14 protein-coding genes are annotated in these 15237 nt (G+C 46.1%); 5 read left to right on the top strand and 9 right to left on the bottom strand.

All coding sequences use genetic code 11. The annotated features are described in order from the left end of the window. Nucleotides 1-70 precede the first annotated feature (70 nt). Nucleotides 71-496, top strand: a complete 426-nt coding sequence (locus GON05_RS36830; RefSeq protein ID WP_157326439.1) for a hypothetical protein — start codon at nt 71-73, stop codon at nt 494-496. Between the two features lie 94 nt (nt 497-590). Here GON05_RS36830 and GON05_RS36835 read toward each other — a convergent pair whose 3' ends face one another. From GON05_RS36835 to GON05_RS36845, 3 genes are all read right to left on the bottom strand, one after another. Continuing rightward, nucleotides 591-2513 carry a glucosidase family protein gene (locus tag GON05_RS36835; protein WP_157326440.1) on the bottom strand — a complete coding sequence of 641 codons (1923 nt, stop codon included), beginning with the start codon at nt 2511-2513 and terminating at the stop codon, nt 591-593. Nucleotides 2514-2722: 209 nt separating this feature from the next. Continuing rightward, nucleotides 2723-3433 (bottom strand): YebC/PmpR family DNA-binding transcriptional regulator, encoded by a 711-nt coding sequence (locus GON05_RS36840; RefSeq protein ID WP_181646471.1) that lies wholly within the window; start codon nt 3431-3433, stop codon nt 2723-2725. Nucleotides 3434-3514: 81 nt separating this feature from the next. Further along, entirely contained in the window at nt 3515-5554 is a 2040-nt protein-coding gene (locus GON05_RS36845; RefSeq protein WP_157326441.1) for a Na+/H+ antiporter, read from the bottom strand. Between the two features lie 694 nt (nt 5555-6248). Between GON05_RS36845 and GON05_RS36850 the strand changes: the two genes are divergently transcribed. Together GON05_RS36850 and GON05_RS36855 are read left to right on the top strand one after the other, a co-directional pair. After that, complete coding sequence (locus tag GON05_RS36850) at nt 6249-6680, top strand: helical membrane plugin domain-containing protein (protein ID WP_127454156.1); 432 nt, start codon at nt 6249-6251, stop codon at nt 6678-6680. Between the two features lie 21 nt (nt 6681-6701). Continuing rightward, nucleotides 6702-7883 carry an NAD(P)/FAD-dependent oxidoreductase gene (locus GON05_RS36855; RefSeq protein ID WP_157326442.1) on the top strand — a complete coding sequence of 394 codons (1182 nt, stop codon included), beginning with the start codon at nt 6702-6704 and terminating at the stop codon, nt 7881-7883. Nucleotides 7884-7961: 78 nt separating this feature from the next. On the opposite strand, the gene GON05_RS36860 is transcribed toward GON05_RS36855, so the two are convergent. After that, nucleotides 7962-8417 carry a CBS domain-containing protein gene (locus GON05_RS36860; protein WP_127454153.1) on the bottom strand — a complete coding sequence of 152 codons (456 nt, stop codon included), beginning with the start codon at nt 8415-8417 and terminating at the stop codon, nt 7962-7964. A gap of 192 nt (nt 8418-8609) precedes the next feature. Between GON05_RS36860 and GON05_RS36865 the strand changes: the two genes are divergently transcribed. Both GON05_RS36865 and GON05_RS36870 read left to right on the top strand, forming a co-directional pair. Further along, a complete protein-coding gene (locus tag GON05_RS36865; RefSeq protein WP_127454151.1) occupies nt 8610-9041 on the top strand; it encodes a MarR family winged helix-turn-helix transcriptional regulator in 432 nt (143 codons plus the stop codon). Between the two features lie 155 nt (nt 9042-9196). Next, a complete protein-coding gene (locus GON05_RS36870) occupies nt 9197-9838 on the top strand; it encodes an FMN-dependent NADH-azoreductase (RefSeq protein ID WP_157326443.1) in 642 nt (213 codons plus the stop codon). Nucleotides 9839-9977: 139 nt separating this feature from the next. On the opposite strand, the gene GON05_RS36875 is transcribed toward GON05_RS36870, so the two are convergent. From GON05_RS36875 to GON05_RS36895, 5 genes are all read right to left on the bottom strand, one after another. Then, nucleotides 9978-10892, bottom strand: a complete 915-nt coding sequence (locus GON05_RS36875; protein WP_157326444.1) for an NAD(P)/FAD-dependent oxidoreductase — start codon at nt 10890-10892, stop codon at nt 9978-9980. Between the two features lie 71 nt (nt 10893-10963). After that, nucleotides 10964-11437, bottom strand: coding sequence for an RrF2 family transcriptional regulator (locus GON05_RS36880; RefSeq protein WP_157326445.1), 474 nt, complete (start codon nt 11435-11437; stop codon nt 10964-10966). A 107-nt stretch (nt 11438-11544) separates the two neighbouring features. Next, nucleotides 11545-12873, bottom strand: a complete 1329-nt coding sequence (locus tag GON05_RS36885) for an MFS transporter (RefSeq protein WP_157326446.1) — start codon at nt 12871-12873, stop codon at nt 11545-11547. A 152-nt stretch (nt 12874-13025) separates the two neighbouring features. Continuing rightward, on the bottom strand, nt 13026-14192 hold the full coding sequence (locus tag GON05_RS36890) for a hypothetical protein (protein WP_157326447.1): 1167 nt from the start codon (nt 14190-14192) through the stop codon (nt 13026-13028). A 155-nt stretch (nt 14193-14347) separates the two neighbouring features. Beyond that, the gene (locus tag GON05_RS36895) at nt 14348-15217 is read right to left on the bottom strand and encodes a sugar phosphate isomerase/epimerase family protein (RefSeq protein WP_157326448.1); all 870 of its coding nucleotides are present in this window, start codon (nt 15215-15217) and stop codon (nt 14348-14350) included. Between the last annotated feature and the right edge of the window lie 20 nt (nt 15218-15237).

A 15237-nucleotide genomic window follows, 5' to 3' on the forward strand; every position in this document is an offset into this window, starting at 1 on the left:
TTTCGAGCGACATTTTAAATGCACTCTATTAATCTATAATTAATACTATGAATAATAAGGAGGACCACTCGTGGCACATAAAGTGATCAGTGATGAAGAACTATTGTTGCTGCTGTCTCCTATTTGCGATAATCAAGAAACGAACGTGTCTGAGAATCCAAAACTATCCATGAAACTGCTGTATGAACTTATTAAAAAGTTAAAACAAGAAAATGTGATCCTCTCGAATCGGATTGCTGAATATGAGCGCAGATTGGATATCCTGATGGAAAGCAAAGCCCAAATCGCAAGCAGCGCGGAGATGACCGTTCTCATCGAACCCGTGCGAACAACGGAAGTCAAGCATGAGCTTAGCTTGGTGCTCTCCCCTACTGATTTAACGCCGCGCTCCATGCGGCACCCCTCACCGAAGAAAAAGTCAATATCCCTTTTATTCTTAAAAGCTTTAACAAAATTGTTCGTTCGACGCCGCCGATTCCATCCTTTAAGACACTAAAAAGCCGTCTCCAAAGTCGTCTGTGCGACTTTGGAGACGGCTTTTTAAGCCTTGAACGAAAGGAGCGGAACTGTGATCATCCCTCACATACATCCTATTTTTTAACTTCAAATGCTGTCCCTACCGTCCCTTCAAATTTAACGAAGCCATCCTGATCCGAGACAATCAGCTCTATTCCTCCACCCTGTCGAGTCACAATCAAATCCAGTTCTCGCCCACATAGATGAACAGACCGAAGCGCCATATGGTCCCAAGCATCGGGTAATCTGGGCTTACAAATAAAGCTGCTTAACCCTGTAGGCTGAAGTCCAAACATGCCCTCGGTAATAATGCGGCCATATAATGCGCTTTCCGCAGATAGATGCCTCTGATTGCCTTCCGGATAAGCCTCAACGGCATAAGGAACATGATTTCCTAATAGTCTCCGCCGCGAATAGGACAGCAAATAGGAGATCGCCTCCTCCGTTGCCCCTACGACAAATAACCCCCGTAAGGCATAAAGCGTGGATCGATCCCAAAATGTGGTGTCTCCCGCTTGTGTGACTAAACCGTCTTCTGACCATAGCCTTGGTGATAACAAAGCCCGAATCGTTCCGGATATACGCTCCTCAATGCCCATAACTAACGGCGAACAAATCCATGATCGCAAGAGGTCATTCCCATCGTAATATCGATACGTGTCATAGCCTTCCACCACAGCACCGAAATACTGTTCGATGGCCTCATAGAGCGCTTGAGCGCTGGAAACGTATTGTTTGGCAATTGCCCCATCGCCAAGTTCTAGAGCTAAACGCGAAGCGTAAACATACGCGGCATATACCAAACAAGAGGTCGATAGATTCGCCGAACCACTTGGAAAGCGCCCTTCCAACTCGTCGGAGTCCGATGCAATAACACCATCCTTATTTCTTTGCTTTTCACAATAGGTTAAACACCAAATAATAGCTGGCCATAGTTCAGCTGCGACAGCCCGATCTCCTGAGTTAAGCGCAAAAAGCGCCGCTCCGTAAGCATACATCGCCGCATCGCCCCGGTCTCCCGCTCCTTCCCAAATATCACTGCCTTCCGCAATGATGGAGCTTGGAATCGGTTGATAGTCCGGTCCCATGAAAGCCGTATATAACCGCAGCGCATTACGTGTTGCTTCATTTCCAAGCGCATATCCCAGATAGGGGAAAAAGGGACCAGCATATTCCACTTGGTCATTGGTCCATATCGCCGCATAATACCGTCCGCCGCCAGGTCCATGCATGGGTCCATTTTTCGTCTCAAAAATGCTTTCCGCGGCTCTTAATTTCGCAAATGCAAACATTTGATTGAGAACCGGATCTGGCGTTTCTAAGCGTAAATTTTGATTCATTTGATTGATCAAATTGGATCTCTGTTCCTTTTCCTGACCAACATCCATCCTTATATCCTTTTCTTGCAAATGCCTTGCGCTTATGCGAAAACTGAATTGACAAGCCTCCTGCGGGCCGAGCCGGTACTCACTGGCAGCATCGTGCGAAACTTCAATCAAATAAATGCCGGATACGCCTTTTACGGATTTTCGCGACAAAGAGGAACTTATTTGAATAGAAACAGCTTGATCAGATGAATTCGTCATCACGATTTTCTCATAAACACTTTTCGAATTCGTTGAAGGAAAAAGGGTTCTCTCTATCCATATCCCCTCATCCGCTTTACTTCGGATATACAGCAAACCATGAAATTGAAAGCATATCGGCCTCTCATTCATATTCGGCTTCCCATTTATCCATATAGCCGGCATCGATTCCAGCTCAAAATCATGGATCAAGCTGCCGTGCGTATCGTTAGGAATCGTCCTAAGAGTAGGCCAGACTACTTTGCGGGCCAGCTTCAGCTTTCCTTCTTGGTTCACACCGTAGCTGACAATAACAGACACTTTCTTGCCGCTCATTTCAAGATGATCTTCGTGAGCATCTGCATGGTCATGCGGGATGTTCCATTGGATACCATCATCTAGCAAACGCCATCTTTCCGGATGTTTAGACACTTTTTCCCCTCCTAGCAGAACCGTTGATATGAATGTCCATATTCTAAGCGTATTCTTTCGGCTTAAGCATATGTCTAGTTTGCGAGTCATGCATACGTCACCCATGTTTGCACCAAACACCCATATATGAAGAACATCGCAATATTATGAAAATGGCGTGCAAAAAAAGACCCGCGCTAGTCGCGCGGATCTTTAAGTCACTATATGAATTATTCCACGTTATGATAAACTTGCTGAACATCTTCTAGATCTTCTAAAGCTTCGATCAATTTATCGAATTGGACTTGTCCTTCATCCGACAACGTGACGTTGTTTTGAGCCAGCATCGTCAACTCAGCAATAGCAAACTCGTTAATGCCAGCTTGTTTGAACGCTTCTTGAACAGCGTGGAACTGCTCCGGGTCTGCATAGACCATGACCATTTCATCTTCTTCCACGATGTCGCGAACATCAACATCCGCCTCAAGCAAAACTTCCATGACTTCATCCATGCTTTTGCCTTCCAGACCGATAACCGCTGTCGCGTCAAACATGTAAGCGACAGAACCGCTTACGCCCATATTCCCGCCATTTTTATTAAAAGCCGAACGAACCGCTGGCGCCGTGCGGTTCACGTTATTCGTGAGGGCGTCCACAATAATCATCGAACCATTTGGCCCAAAACCTTCATAGCGAAGCTCTTCATAAATTTCATCCGAGCTGCCTTTTGCTTTATCAATAGCGCGATCGATAATCGCTTTCGGTACATTGTACGTTTTGGCCCGCTCGAGAACAACTTTCAATGCGCGATTCGCTTCCGGATCCGGTTCGCCCTTGCGTGCAGCTACATAAATTTCAAGTCCGAATTTCGCATAAATTCTACTTGTGTTAGCGTCTTTTGAGGCTTTCTTTTCTTTAATGTTATTCCACTTACGGCCCACGTTTGTTCCCACTTTCTGTTTTTATCTCATTTAACATAATAACCTATTTTCATTCAAAAAGTAAAAATAAAATCGCTGAATTTAGCCAATTCCTTCAAGCTCATACAGCGATGCTTCTCTGTTCCGAATGATTCGTCGCAGCAAGGAGGCCATATCGCGTGTGATATCTCCCCGCTCATAGTACCATTGCACGGCATCGCGCTCCGCCTGTATAGCGATCCAATGCAGTTCACGACGGCTATCGATGAAGGAAGAATCTTTGCGCCTTGAGCCGAATGCAAACCTGCGGAGTCTGTCCACCATCTGCTGATAATAATCCAGCACGCCCTCTGTTGCATCATCGCTTTGATAGGCGCAGCGTTTGGAGAATTCCTCGACGACAGCTTGGCTGCATTGCATTTTCAAGGTCCGAATCTCTGCCATATCAGGCTCTACAATATTAGAAGCAAGGCGCGGCCGCGCGATGAACGTAAATAGAAGTTTGAAGCGGCGCCAGATGTTCTTAACCAGCACTTTGCCTAAATCGAGTTTATTGGCTAAAATCATTTCTATTTGTTCCAGCATGTTCAAATAATAATTAGCCTGTTCACGGCTCACTTGTCCGCTTTCGAGACGCTCATTCACAACCTTGCGTTCAATATCCAGCGCAAGCAGCCGCATCTCGGCTTCTTCTTGTTGGAATCGCGGCAGACGTTTCAAGTTACCGTCCTTTTGACCAAGCTGCTGCATCATTAATTTGTAATCGCCAATCACGGTACCTACAGCAACCTCATTCTTCTCGTTGCTAGTATTCTGCAGAGCTCGAATGGCCGCAGCCATAACCTCCAGCTGCCACTCACGCTCCAATCTTTCCTGTTCAGCATTGCCGTCCGTATTTTTCTTCTTCGCGATCAGCGGCAGCACAATGCTTGCGGTCAGGAGAGAGAACAAAATGATGGAAGAGGCAAGGAAGATAATAAGGTCCCTTTCCGGAAACGGATCGCCATTTTGCAGAATAAGCGGTATGGAGAAAGCACCTGCCAATGTGATCGCCCCACGGACACCCGAAATCGCCGTTAACGTCAGCATCCGCAAGCTTGGCACCTCTTGATTCTTATTCCCGAACCAGCGTCCTCCTCTTGCAAAAATAAACGTCCAAACAAAACGCAAGACCAACAGTAAAACAAAGATGAGTAAGGCATAACCAATCACTTTGAAATTATCGAAATGAGGATCTTTGAGAATCGTCCTGGATACACCTGGGATTTGCAAGCCCAGAAGAACGAAAACCAAGCCGTTCAGCACAAACAAAATAACAGACCATGTTGAGTTAGAAACAGTTCGAAGATTCGGCATCGTAAACGCCAATCGCTCATTTTCGATCGCATGCACCAATCCGCCTGCTACCGCTGCCAGAATGCCCGATACGCCTAACTCCTCGGCAATTAAATAGAGCATGAAAGGCGTCAAGATTTGCAACAGCATATGCATCGTCTCATCTTCAAGACCTGCACGGCGCAGCAGCTGGCGAAGTCCGATAATTAAAAAGGCGACTAACGCACCAACCACCAGGCCTCCAATGGAGATGACGATAAAGCTTAGACTTGCTTTGGGAAACGAAAACACACCGGTAACCGCCGCTGCGATAGCGAACTTAAAGGCGACAAGGCCGGATGCATCATTCATCAATGCTTCTCCTTCAAGGAGCCGCATCAAGCTTCTCGGCAAATGAATGCGGCCGGCTAAAGCACTGACGGCTACAGCATCCGTAGGCGAGAGAATCGCCGCTAATCCGAACGCCGCCGCCAGAGGAATGGAAGGAATCAGCCAGTGAACAACATAACCTACGACACATACCGTTATGAAAACGAGGCCCACCGCGAGAAGCAGGATCGGCGCGCGCAATTTCCACAACTCGTCTCTTGGCGTATGCTTGCCATCGTGATACAACAACGGGGCAATGAACAACAGAAAAAACAATTCCGGTTCCAGCTCCAGGTGAACACCTATCGGTAAGATCACCAGAACGGCCCCCAAGGCAATTTGAATCAAGGGCACCGGAATAAATGGAACAAAGCGGTTCACGACATTGGATACGCCAATTAGAACCAATAGGCTCAGAATGATAATAAAAACGTGCAAGTTTATGTCTCCTTCCCCGCTAAGTGCTATGTACATACGAATACCACTGCTACTATCTTTGTGGTGTACTTGTGTAGTATTTCAATATTTTTCTTAAAGAATCCTTCCCAAGATGAGCAAAAAACGACATCCGATCCAAAGGATCGAATGCCGTTTTCATACAGGTATGCCTTTATTGTTTCGTTGTCAGCATTTTCACAGTTTCATCAATCATAAGGGAATAGGCCGTCGGTCCAAAGCCTTGGAACCATAAATCGTAATCGACGGGATGCACTTGGTTTTTCTGTACGGCTTTTAACTGGCTCGTTTGCCAGCTGGATATCGCTTACGCAGCAGTTGGTGCAAATTGAAGCTGACATCTCCCATTTGGTTCCATAAATTATCATTAATCATCATGATTTGAACTTCCCTTTCGTCCTTCTCATTCTAATCTCAATGATAATCATTCTCATCAATTACGTCTAGTAGTTTTGCGCCTCATTTTCATCCAATGTTCACAAATTTGAAATATTTTCAATTATAATTTTGTGTCCATTAGGTGTACAATACCTAAATACGGTTTATATCCAATTGTGCGATGTTGCTTGACATTTTCTTATGTGAAAAATGTTACAACCATGTGGGAAACGATTGTTTCACCCGTACACATTGTGACAGTACCCGATTTTTTTTCATCGCAAAGGAGGATTTTCATATGTCACAGACATCTGCTGTTCAAGAAGTAGCAGCAACGGCTGCTGCGGAACCAAAATCGTTAGACGTACTCGACCAATTGCTTAAGCCTGAGGTGCAACAATCTCTGACTGTTCTGGTCGATAATCTGCCTAAATTGGCAGAAATGGTGACTGTGTTAACCAAAGCTTATGATTTTGCGCAAAGTGTAGCTACAGACAAAGTATTAATCAACGATTTTGCCCATGGTATTGGCGAGTTTGTTAAACCGGTACAAGAAAAGGCAAAAGACATTGCATCCGCGGCTATTGAAGCTGGCGAACGCTCACAAGCTGATGCAGGAGCAACAATCGGTCTATTCGGAATACTAAAAATGCTGAAAGACCCAGAAGTGCAAAAAACACTTCGTTTTGCACAAGCATTCTTGAACGTACTTGCTGAACGTAAAAACTAATACGGACTAGGGATGATAACGATGGCTAAACAAATACTTATTCTTGGCGGCGGTTATGGCGGCCTTTTGACCGCATTAACAGCGCGCAAACATCTGACAGCTTCAGAAGCAAACATAACAATCATCAACCGTTTTCCTACGCATCAAATTATTACGGAATTACACCGTCTTGCTGGCGGAACGATTAAAGAGCAAGCCGTTGCCCTTCCTTTGCAAAGACTACTCGGCAACAAACAAGTAAACATCGTGGTTGATACGATTAAAGAAATTAAACCAGATGATAAAAAAGTCATTACAACTAGTGGCGCAGTACATACTTACGATGCGCTGGTCGTTGCTCTTGGAAGCGAAACGAACTACTTCGGCATTCCTGGACTAGAAGAGAACAGCATGGTTCTCAAATCAGCTTCCGATGCTAACCGTATTCGCGAGCACGTTGAAGCGCGTCTGGATGCTTACAAAGCATCCGGCAACAAAGCTGACGCAACCATCGTTGTTGGCGGCGGCGGTCTGACAGGCGTTGAGCTTGTTGGCGAATTCGCGGATAAACTGCCTGAAGTTTGCCGCAGCAAAGGCATCGATTTCAGCGATGTCTCCATCTATTGCGTAGAAGCAGGTCCTGCTATTCTGCCAGTATTCCCTAAAGTGCTGATCGAGCGCGCGGTGGAAAGCCTTGAGAAACGCGGCGTTACTTTCTTGACAGGCGTTGCCATTACTGAAGCTACCAAAAACACAGTATCACTGAAAAGTGGACAAACCATCGAATCAAATACGATTATTTGGACCGGTGGTGTGAAAGGTAATCCGGTTGTCGGCAGCTGCGGAATCGCAGAAGACCGCGGTCGTGCGACTGTCACTTCCACACTTCAATCCACTTCCCACTCGAATGTCTTCCTTGCAGGCGACTGCGCGGTTGTTTTCCCTGAAGGTGGCGAAAGACCATACCCTCCTACTGCACAGCTTGCATGGCAAATGGGCGAAACCGTTGGTTACAACCTTTCCGTTCAAGTCAAAGGTGGAGCAATGGACAAATTCGTTCCTGTATTCTCCGGAACACTTGGCAGCTTAGGCCGCAAAGACGGAATCGGAACAATCGGCGGAAACAACACACAGCTGAAAGGCTTACCGGCTTCCTTGATGAAAGAAGCAAGTAATATCCGTTACTTGTCCCACATCAATGGTCTGTCCGCTCTAGCTTATTAATATCGTAAAAAAGGATGCCCCCAACCTCTCGAGGCTGTCAGGACATCCTTTTTTCTTTTTTCCAATTTGCGTATACGCTTACAATAAGGTTTGAAATGAATGGCGGATAACGTCTCCCCTGCTAATGATGCCAACTAATACGCCGCGATGAACCACCGGCAGTTTTTTAATTCGTTTTTTACCTAAAATGGCTGCGATTTGCTCGATATCTTCTTCCGCATCTACGGCAATCACTTTCTTTTGAGCGATTCTCATGACACACATTGGAAGCAAGCTGCGAACTCTTTCATCAAACTCTTCGTCATCCCCTTTGACAACAGCTGTGTACATATAAGATCCGAATACATGATCATCATGCTTGCCGATGTAGCGCATAATATCTCCATCACTAATATACGCAACCACTTCATTTCGCTCGTTGACAACAGGAAGCCCGCTGATTCTGTATTTGATAAATTTCTCAATCACATCGCTAACAGGGTCGTTTTCTTTGACTTTGTAAACTTGGCGAACCATGATTTCTTTTGCTTTCATGACGATCCCCCCCATATCATTTGCCTTCTGATGTATCTAGATGTATAATGCAACTATATATTTGTATTATACAACTATATACATGGAACTTCAATTGTAATTCGTACCCTATTCTGAAACATATTCAAAATGAACCTTGTATGTTACGATGAATTCATAGTCATTTCTACTAAATTATAAACGAGGTACTCCATGTCCGAAAAGATCGATCATCCCGCGGAAACGATTGAGCTCGAACTCGCCATCCTCATGCGTCGATTCCTTGCTGCGACGACCAATAAAAAAATCGGCACGTTAGACCGTTCCGCTTATCTATTGCTCCATCAGATCTCTTCGAACGGCTCGTCCGGTGTGAAAGCTTTGGCGGAGGAGTTCCAGCTGGATATCTCGACGATCAGCCGACAGACCGCTTCACTGGAGCAAAAAGGCTACGTCTACCGGATTCCCGATCCTCAAGATGGACGCGCCTACTCGCTGCAAATCACGGAAAGCGGCGCCGCGGAACTGGCCTCCAACAAGCAGGCTCGCTATGAACGCGTTGCGGAACTGCTGCGAGATTGGCCCGCGGAAGATCAGCAAAAGTTTGGTGAGCTCCTAAGTAAATTCAACAGGATCTTTGCTTAACACAACAAAAAGGCTTGCCCTGCTGGGCAGCCTTTTTGTGTTTGCATCTTCTACCACTATATGTCAATGGACACAACTACATTTTCATAGTAACATACTAAATGTTAGTAAATGAGAATAAGTTAATATTTGAATATAGAAAGAAGGAATTTATAATGTCAACTGTACTTTATATCTCTGCTCACCCTATGCAAGGTGAAGCATCCTATAGCACAACTGTCGGGAACCAATTTATTCAAGCTTACCGCGCGGCAAACCCGAATGATGAAGTGATTTACCTAGACCTCTTTCAAATGGACATCCCTCGTATTGACGCCGAAGTACTTACGGCTTGGGGAAAATTAGGTACTGGCACTGCATTTGATCAATTATCTTCCTCCGAGCAAAAGAAAGTTAGCCGTCTATCCGAGCTTGTTGATCAATTCGTTGCAGCAGACAAGTATGTATTCGTCAATCCGGTGTGGAATTTCTCCTATCCACCAGTGCTCAAAGATTATATCGACGCGATCTGTGTCGCAGGCAAAACCTTCAAGTACGTAGCCGGTGTAGGTCCTGTTGGGCAATTAACCGATAAAAAAGCCCTTCATATTCAAGCTAGCGGCAGCGTCCTCTCTCCTGGATCGGCTTACGCTGATTTCGAAATGAGCCATCGCCACTTGGACACCATCATGAAATTCTTAGGCGTGCCAAGCTTTGACGCTATTTTTGTAGAAGGAATGGCCGCTGCTGCGGATCAAGCTCAAGCCATTAAAGAAAAGGCCGTTCAAGAAGCTCGTACACTAGCATTAACTTTCTGATTTATGTCGGATAAAAATCAAAACCAGCTCCTCGTGAAATTTGACGAGAAGCTGGTTTTTTTTACAACCCATACTAGATTATCATTTATTGCATGATAATAAGAAGACGAATTTGCTAAAGTTTACTCTCAGCTTTCATCTAGCCCTGACGATCCCATGCTTCTATAAGCAGCTCATTATTAATTCCAGCGCCCGCTAGAGCACCTGATGAGGCGGCTGCAATCGCTTGATACATTTCTGAAGAGGCGTCACCAGCACCATAAATACCCGGAACGTTCGTTTTTCCGAAAGCATCTACGATAATAGCCCCGGCTTCCGTCCTCTCGCAACCAAGCGTTTGAGGGAGATCAGATCCGGCAGCAAGCTTCGGTGCAAAAAATATACCCGTGCAAGGAACAAGCGTGCCATCTTCCAGTAACACTTGCTGCACCAATCCCTTGTCTGACTCAATGCGTAAGATCGGTGAATCATATACGGATACATGATGCTGCTTGAGTTCTGCGCGTTGTTCATCCGTTAACTCATCCGGTCCATTCGTGCAAATAACATAGTCCGAGGTCCACCCGGCCAGCAATTTGGCCATATGCATCGCTTTCGCGCCTTTCGTAATCACGACAAGCGGTTGGTCTCGCAGCTCCCATCCGTCGCAGTAGGGACAAACGAACGCGCTTTTGCCATACACTTCAGCCAAGCCCTCTATATCGACCGGAAGGTCTTTCATGCCTACGGCAAACAGCAATTTTTTCGCCCGATACGTGCTGCCTTGTGCAGTCGTGATCTGAAAATCACCATCGGCGCCTGTTATCGTTACCACAGTCTCATCAGCAAACTGAACGGATGGATATGCTTGAATCTCTTCTCTAGCAATCCGCCGAAATTCCGCAGGTGTAATGCCATCCCTTGTGAGAAAACCATGCGTGTGCCGTGTTACCCGATTGCGAGGCCGTCCTTCGTCGATGACCACGACGTTTTTTCTGGCTCTCCCGAGCACAAGTGCTGCGTTCAATCCTGCCGGTCCTCCGCCAATAATCCCTACATCCATTAACTGTTTCATTTCCATCACCTTTCTGGATCTTTAATATCCATAATATAGCCATAAGAAGCTGTTAGCTCCTTGTTTACTGCTTACTTTGTACTTGTAGTAGCCGCTGAATCAAGTACACCCTGAATCGTGTGCTGCTGTAAATAATGAACCATTTGTTGTTCAGCGCCGTCCATCACTTTTTTAACCAAACAGCCGTTGCCTTCATGATGGTCGGCATGCCGTGAAGCCTGCTCTTCTGATTCAAAAAACAATTGATGCTGCTGAGAATCCAGATTGAAGCATTCATACATCTTCTGGCGGCCTTCCACAACTTGAATGACATCAAGAAACGTAATCAGATTGGCTGATTTAGCCAACTCGTAGCCCCCACTTGCACCTGTCATTGCACGCACGATGCCATCCTGCCGCAGCTTCGACATGATTTTGGACAGATAGCTCTCGGAGACTCCCAGAAGCGCAGCTAATTCCTTAATGCCTACATGCTGGCCTCTTTCAGCGCGAGCTAAATGAAGGATGGCGTGCAGAGCGTGGCCTGTGCTTTTGGAGAATTGCATGAGTAACACCTTCCAGCGAATAAAATTTGGTCAACATCTTTATGGACCTGCAATATCCATAATAGCTGACCTTCACTTTTTTTACAAGTCATTGATTTTTGCGAACATCAATTTTCAGCCTGTCGTACTCTTTTTCCCGAAGACTGGTACCACAATAACATCCCGATTGAGACTAAACCAATTAGCAGCAATAAACCATACACATGCTGATAGGACAGAGCAAGGCTCGTATGAGTTTGAACCTCAAGCAAAATGCCGCACACGGCAACGGAGATCGATCCGCCGCAGAACTGAATCAACTGCATCAGTCCCATGCCTGAACCGATGAGCGTTTTCGGTAGAATGCGCGAAGTCTCGTTGTTTAAAGAGGACAACGTTGCTGAGAATGCGGGCGAAAAGCAAATATACCCGACAAGCACAACGATGGACGAAGTACCTACGACTGCGTAAAAAAGCAGCATAACTATAGAAAGCACGATGTGCCCGATCAGCAGAAAACGCAGATTCCCATAGGTGTCAATCCAGCGACCGACGAAGCGAGTCAAGAATGCCGACAAGATGGCCCCTGGCGCAATCGTCAAGCCGATTTCCATCGCCGAGCGATGAAACAGGTTTGCCAAAACTAGCGGCATCAGAAACAGATTTCCGAGATTTAACACTAACACACAAAACCCAATGACGACCAATTTGCGAAAATCATGATTCCTCAATAAATCCGGGTTGATGAACGTCTCTTTCCCCCGTCTCAAATGCCACGCATGCAGCAAGAAGGATATAACGCTGACAACAATCCAAATCATAGATAATTGCGTTACTGCTAATAGGATGGTAGCAGCATTGATAACAGTTAAGATGGCCCCTATGAGATCGAAGCGGAAAGGCTGAGGGTCCTCCTTCGGAAGCAAACGAAGCAGTACCGGCAGGATGACCAAGACGAGGCAAGTGATCGCAAACAGCCCGTTCCAGCCAAAATATTCGCTGATAAGCCCTCCTACAATCGGGCCTAAACCGAATGCCATGGCACTTCCAGCTGAGATCATGGCGATGGCAGAGCCGCGTCTTTCCATGGGCACGTATCGGCTCGCCAGCACCAAACCTAATCCAGCCATGACGCCGGCACCAGCGGATTGAAGGATGCGAGCGGCAAGTAAAGCACCGAAACTGTGAGCAAAGATTCCATATACGGAAGAGAGGCCAAGTACAAGCAGCCCCACCATCAGCAACCTTCTTAATGGCACAATGTCCGTTAACCTGCTGTAAATAACCGTGGATAACGCATATCCGATGGAATAACTAGAAATGACCCACGCCCCGAGATCCGCAGATATTTGGAGATCACCAATAATACTGGGGATAGAAACATTAAACATCGTCGTATTCATGATAACGATAAATAAGCCGACCGTCCAAACCGGCAGCACAACTTTGTCATTCAAATCCTTTCACCTCAACACATGTTTGTTGTATGTAGCATGCCATCTTCTGTCAAATTCTAAACTCATTGTATCATACAAGTAATAGGGAAGTAACCTTTTATCGAAAAAACCGCGCTAAGCGCGGTTCGCTAATGCTTTTCTTCAGCATCCTCTTACTTCTCAGTTCCCCGTAAACCCACGTGCATAACCGTACGGCTTCCACCCCACGTCGAGATGAAATCTACTTGGCTGGAGCAAGAGCGGCTCTCGTAATTGGCATGGCCTGTTTTATCCTGTGCCGTCCCATTCCCTGGACTATGGATATTATCCAGAAAATCGACTTTGCCGACCGAACTGTTATATGCGTTGCCAAAATCACGCCATTCATCATGAGCGGTCTGCAACTCCTGGGCAGAATACGATCCGCCGATCTCCAAATAACCTGTTGCCCCGGCATTTGCTTTTGTGCTGGCCCATATCGCTTGTGTCAATTGACTACTGCCGGTAATTGCATACGACTGCTCTGCCGCTAAGATAGCACCGTCGATCTTCGCTTGCTTTTTGGCCGCTTCTTTCTCTTCAGCGATCCTGATCTCATGCGCGTGTACCAAAGATGTTAAGGCAAGCTGTATTTTTTCTTTTGCCGCTTTAATTTTTTGATTAAGTGTCAATATCTTCTCTCTTTCGAGATCCGAATTGTTATCTTTCTCCCATAGCGCAGCATGCCTTTCCTTGTCCGCCTCTACGAGATCAAAAGCGAATGATTTATCCAATTCAATAATCCGATCAAGATTGAAGGTCCCTTGGGTTTGCTTGCTTGCGATATCTGCAGCTAACAGATCATTGGATTCCACATAAGTTCCCATATCGAAACTTTTGAAGGGAACCACTTTCTTCGCTGTAAGGAAGGTAAAAATAGCCCTTACATTCCCCTCACTAGGATCGCCAGAAAAACCTTGTTCATCCATCTGTGCCCCTGTGCATTTACTCCTTAACGTTTTCCATTCCGAGTGGCTAAGCTCCTTGGGAATAATCTCAAATTGTTTATCCGAAGTGCACCACTCATAGAAATCCTTAACATCCGAATTGTCCAAGTCGCTCCAATAATCATCAATTTGGGTCATTAATTTGGTCTGCTGCTTAGCAGCAGGCCATCTCATAGCTTGTATCAGTGGCGTTCCGACTATCATCTGCTGGACAGCTTTATTTCCGATCGTTCGTTGTAATTGTAAGAGAGATGAATAGGGATGATTCAACACATTCTGCTGCGTACTTGACCTTCTTGAATTCCCTCCTTGTGCCGGTTGTTTGACTGCTTGACTCGAGATACGTGCGTGCATTGGGCTCCCCCTTGCAAATATACATCTAATTTCGCAGGATACGAATTCGACATTATCTTATCATATTCGCTACGCCTTGGATATATTTTCCTAACTCAAAAAAACCTTACCTAATCAGCAGCATGCTGAATAGATAAGGTTTTCGAACGCTTTAATTAAAAATAATTCCTTAAATGCGCCGCCGCTTTCACGATACCTTCCCGTTCCTTCTCCAATGTGCCCCAGAACCGGTGATCCTCCAGCTCAATGGAAATCGCGCCCTTGTAGCCGAGTCGGTCTAATCGCACAGCAACCTTGCTCCACTCAACATCCCCTTGGCCTGGTATCGTATAACGCCAAGAGCCTTCCGAGAAGCCATATTTCGCACCAAAAGTTGCCGGCAAGATGCCGCATTCATACAACTCATCATGCAGAATTTCGGTATCTTTGCCATGGCAATGATTGATTCTTTCGCCGAACTCTGTCAATGCGCGCAAATAATCGATACCCAACCGCACCATATGAGACGGATCATAATTCAAGCCAAAATGCTTGGACGGGAGGGCTTCAAACATGGCGCGCCACATTTCCGGAGTACAGCCAATCGTCGGATAATGAGGGGCAGGCCCTGGCCAACCCTCAATGGCGATGTAGACGCCTTCGCGTTCCGCATGGCCGATAATCTCCGGGAATGTATCCTTCCATATGGCGAAGCTCTCCTGACGCGATTGCGTATGATCTTCCGGCACGAGACACATGAACATGACCTTCGCACCTAGCGCAGCCACTTCCGTTATCTGCTTCTTGACGGCTTCGGCCGCAATTTCTCTGCGAGCATCCTCTTTGCTTAGAAGTGTTCCACCCATTTGCACCGCATCTACGGAGCCAATGCCGATTCCCGCTGCGTCACATATTTGTTTGACTTCAGGATTCAAATGAGGGACATCGAGGACATCCAAACCTACTTGAACGGCCCATGCTGCCGTTAATTCCAAGCCTTCAGCACCGATTCTAGGCGGGATGCGCATTCCTATTTGTAATTTCATAGCATTACTCTCCTTATGCC

Origin of the sequence: Paenibacillus anseongensis (genome assembly GCF_009757995.1) — a bacterium.
Classification (GTDB): Bacteria; Bacillota; Bacilli; order Paenibacillales; family NBRC-103111; genus Paenibacillus_E; species Paenibacillus_E chondroitinus.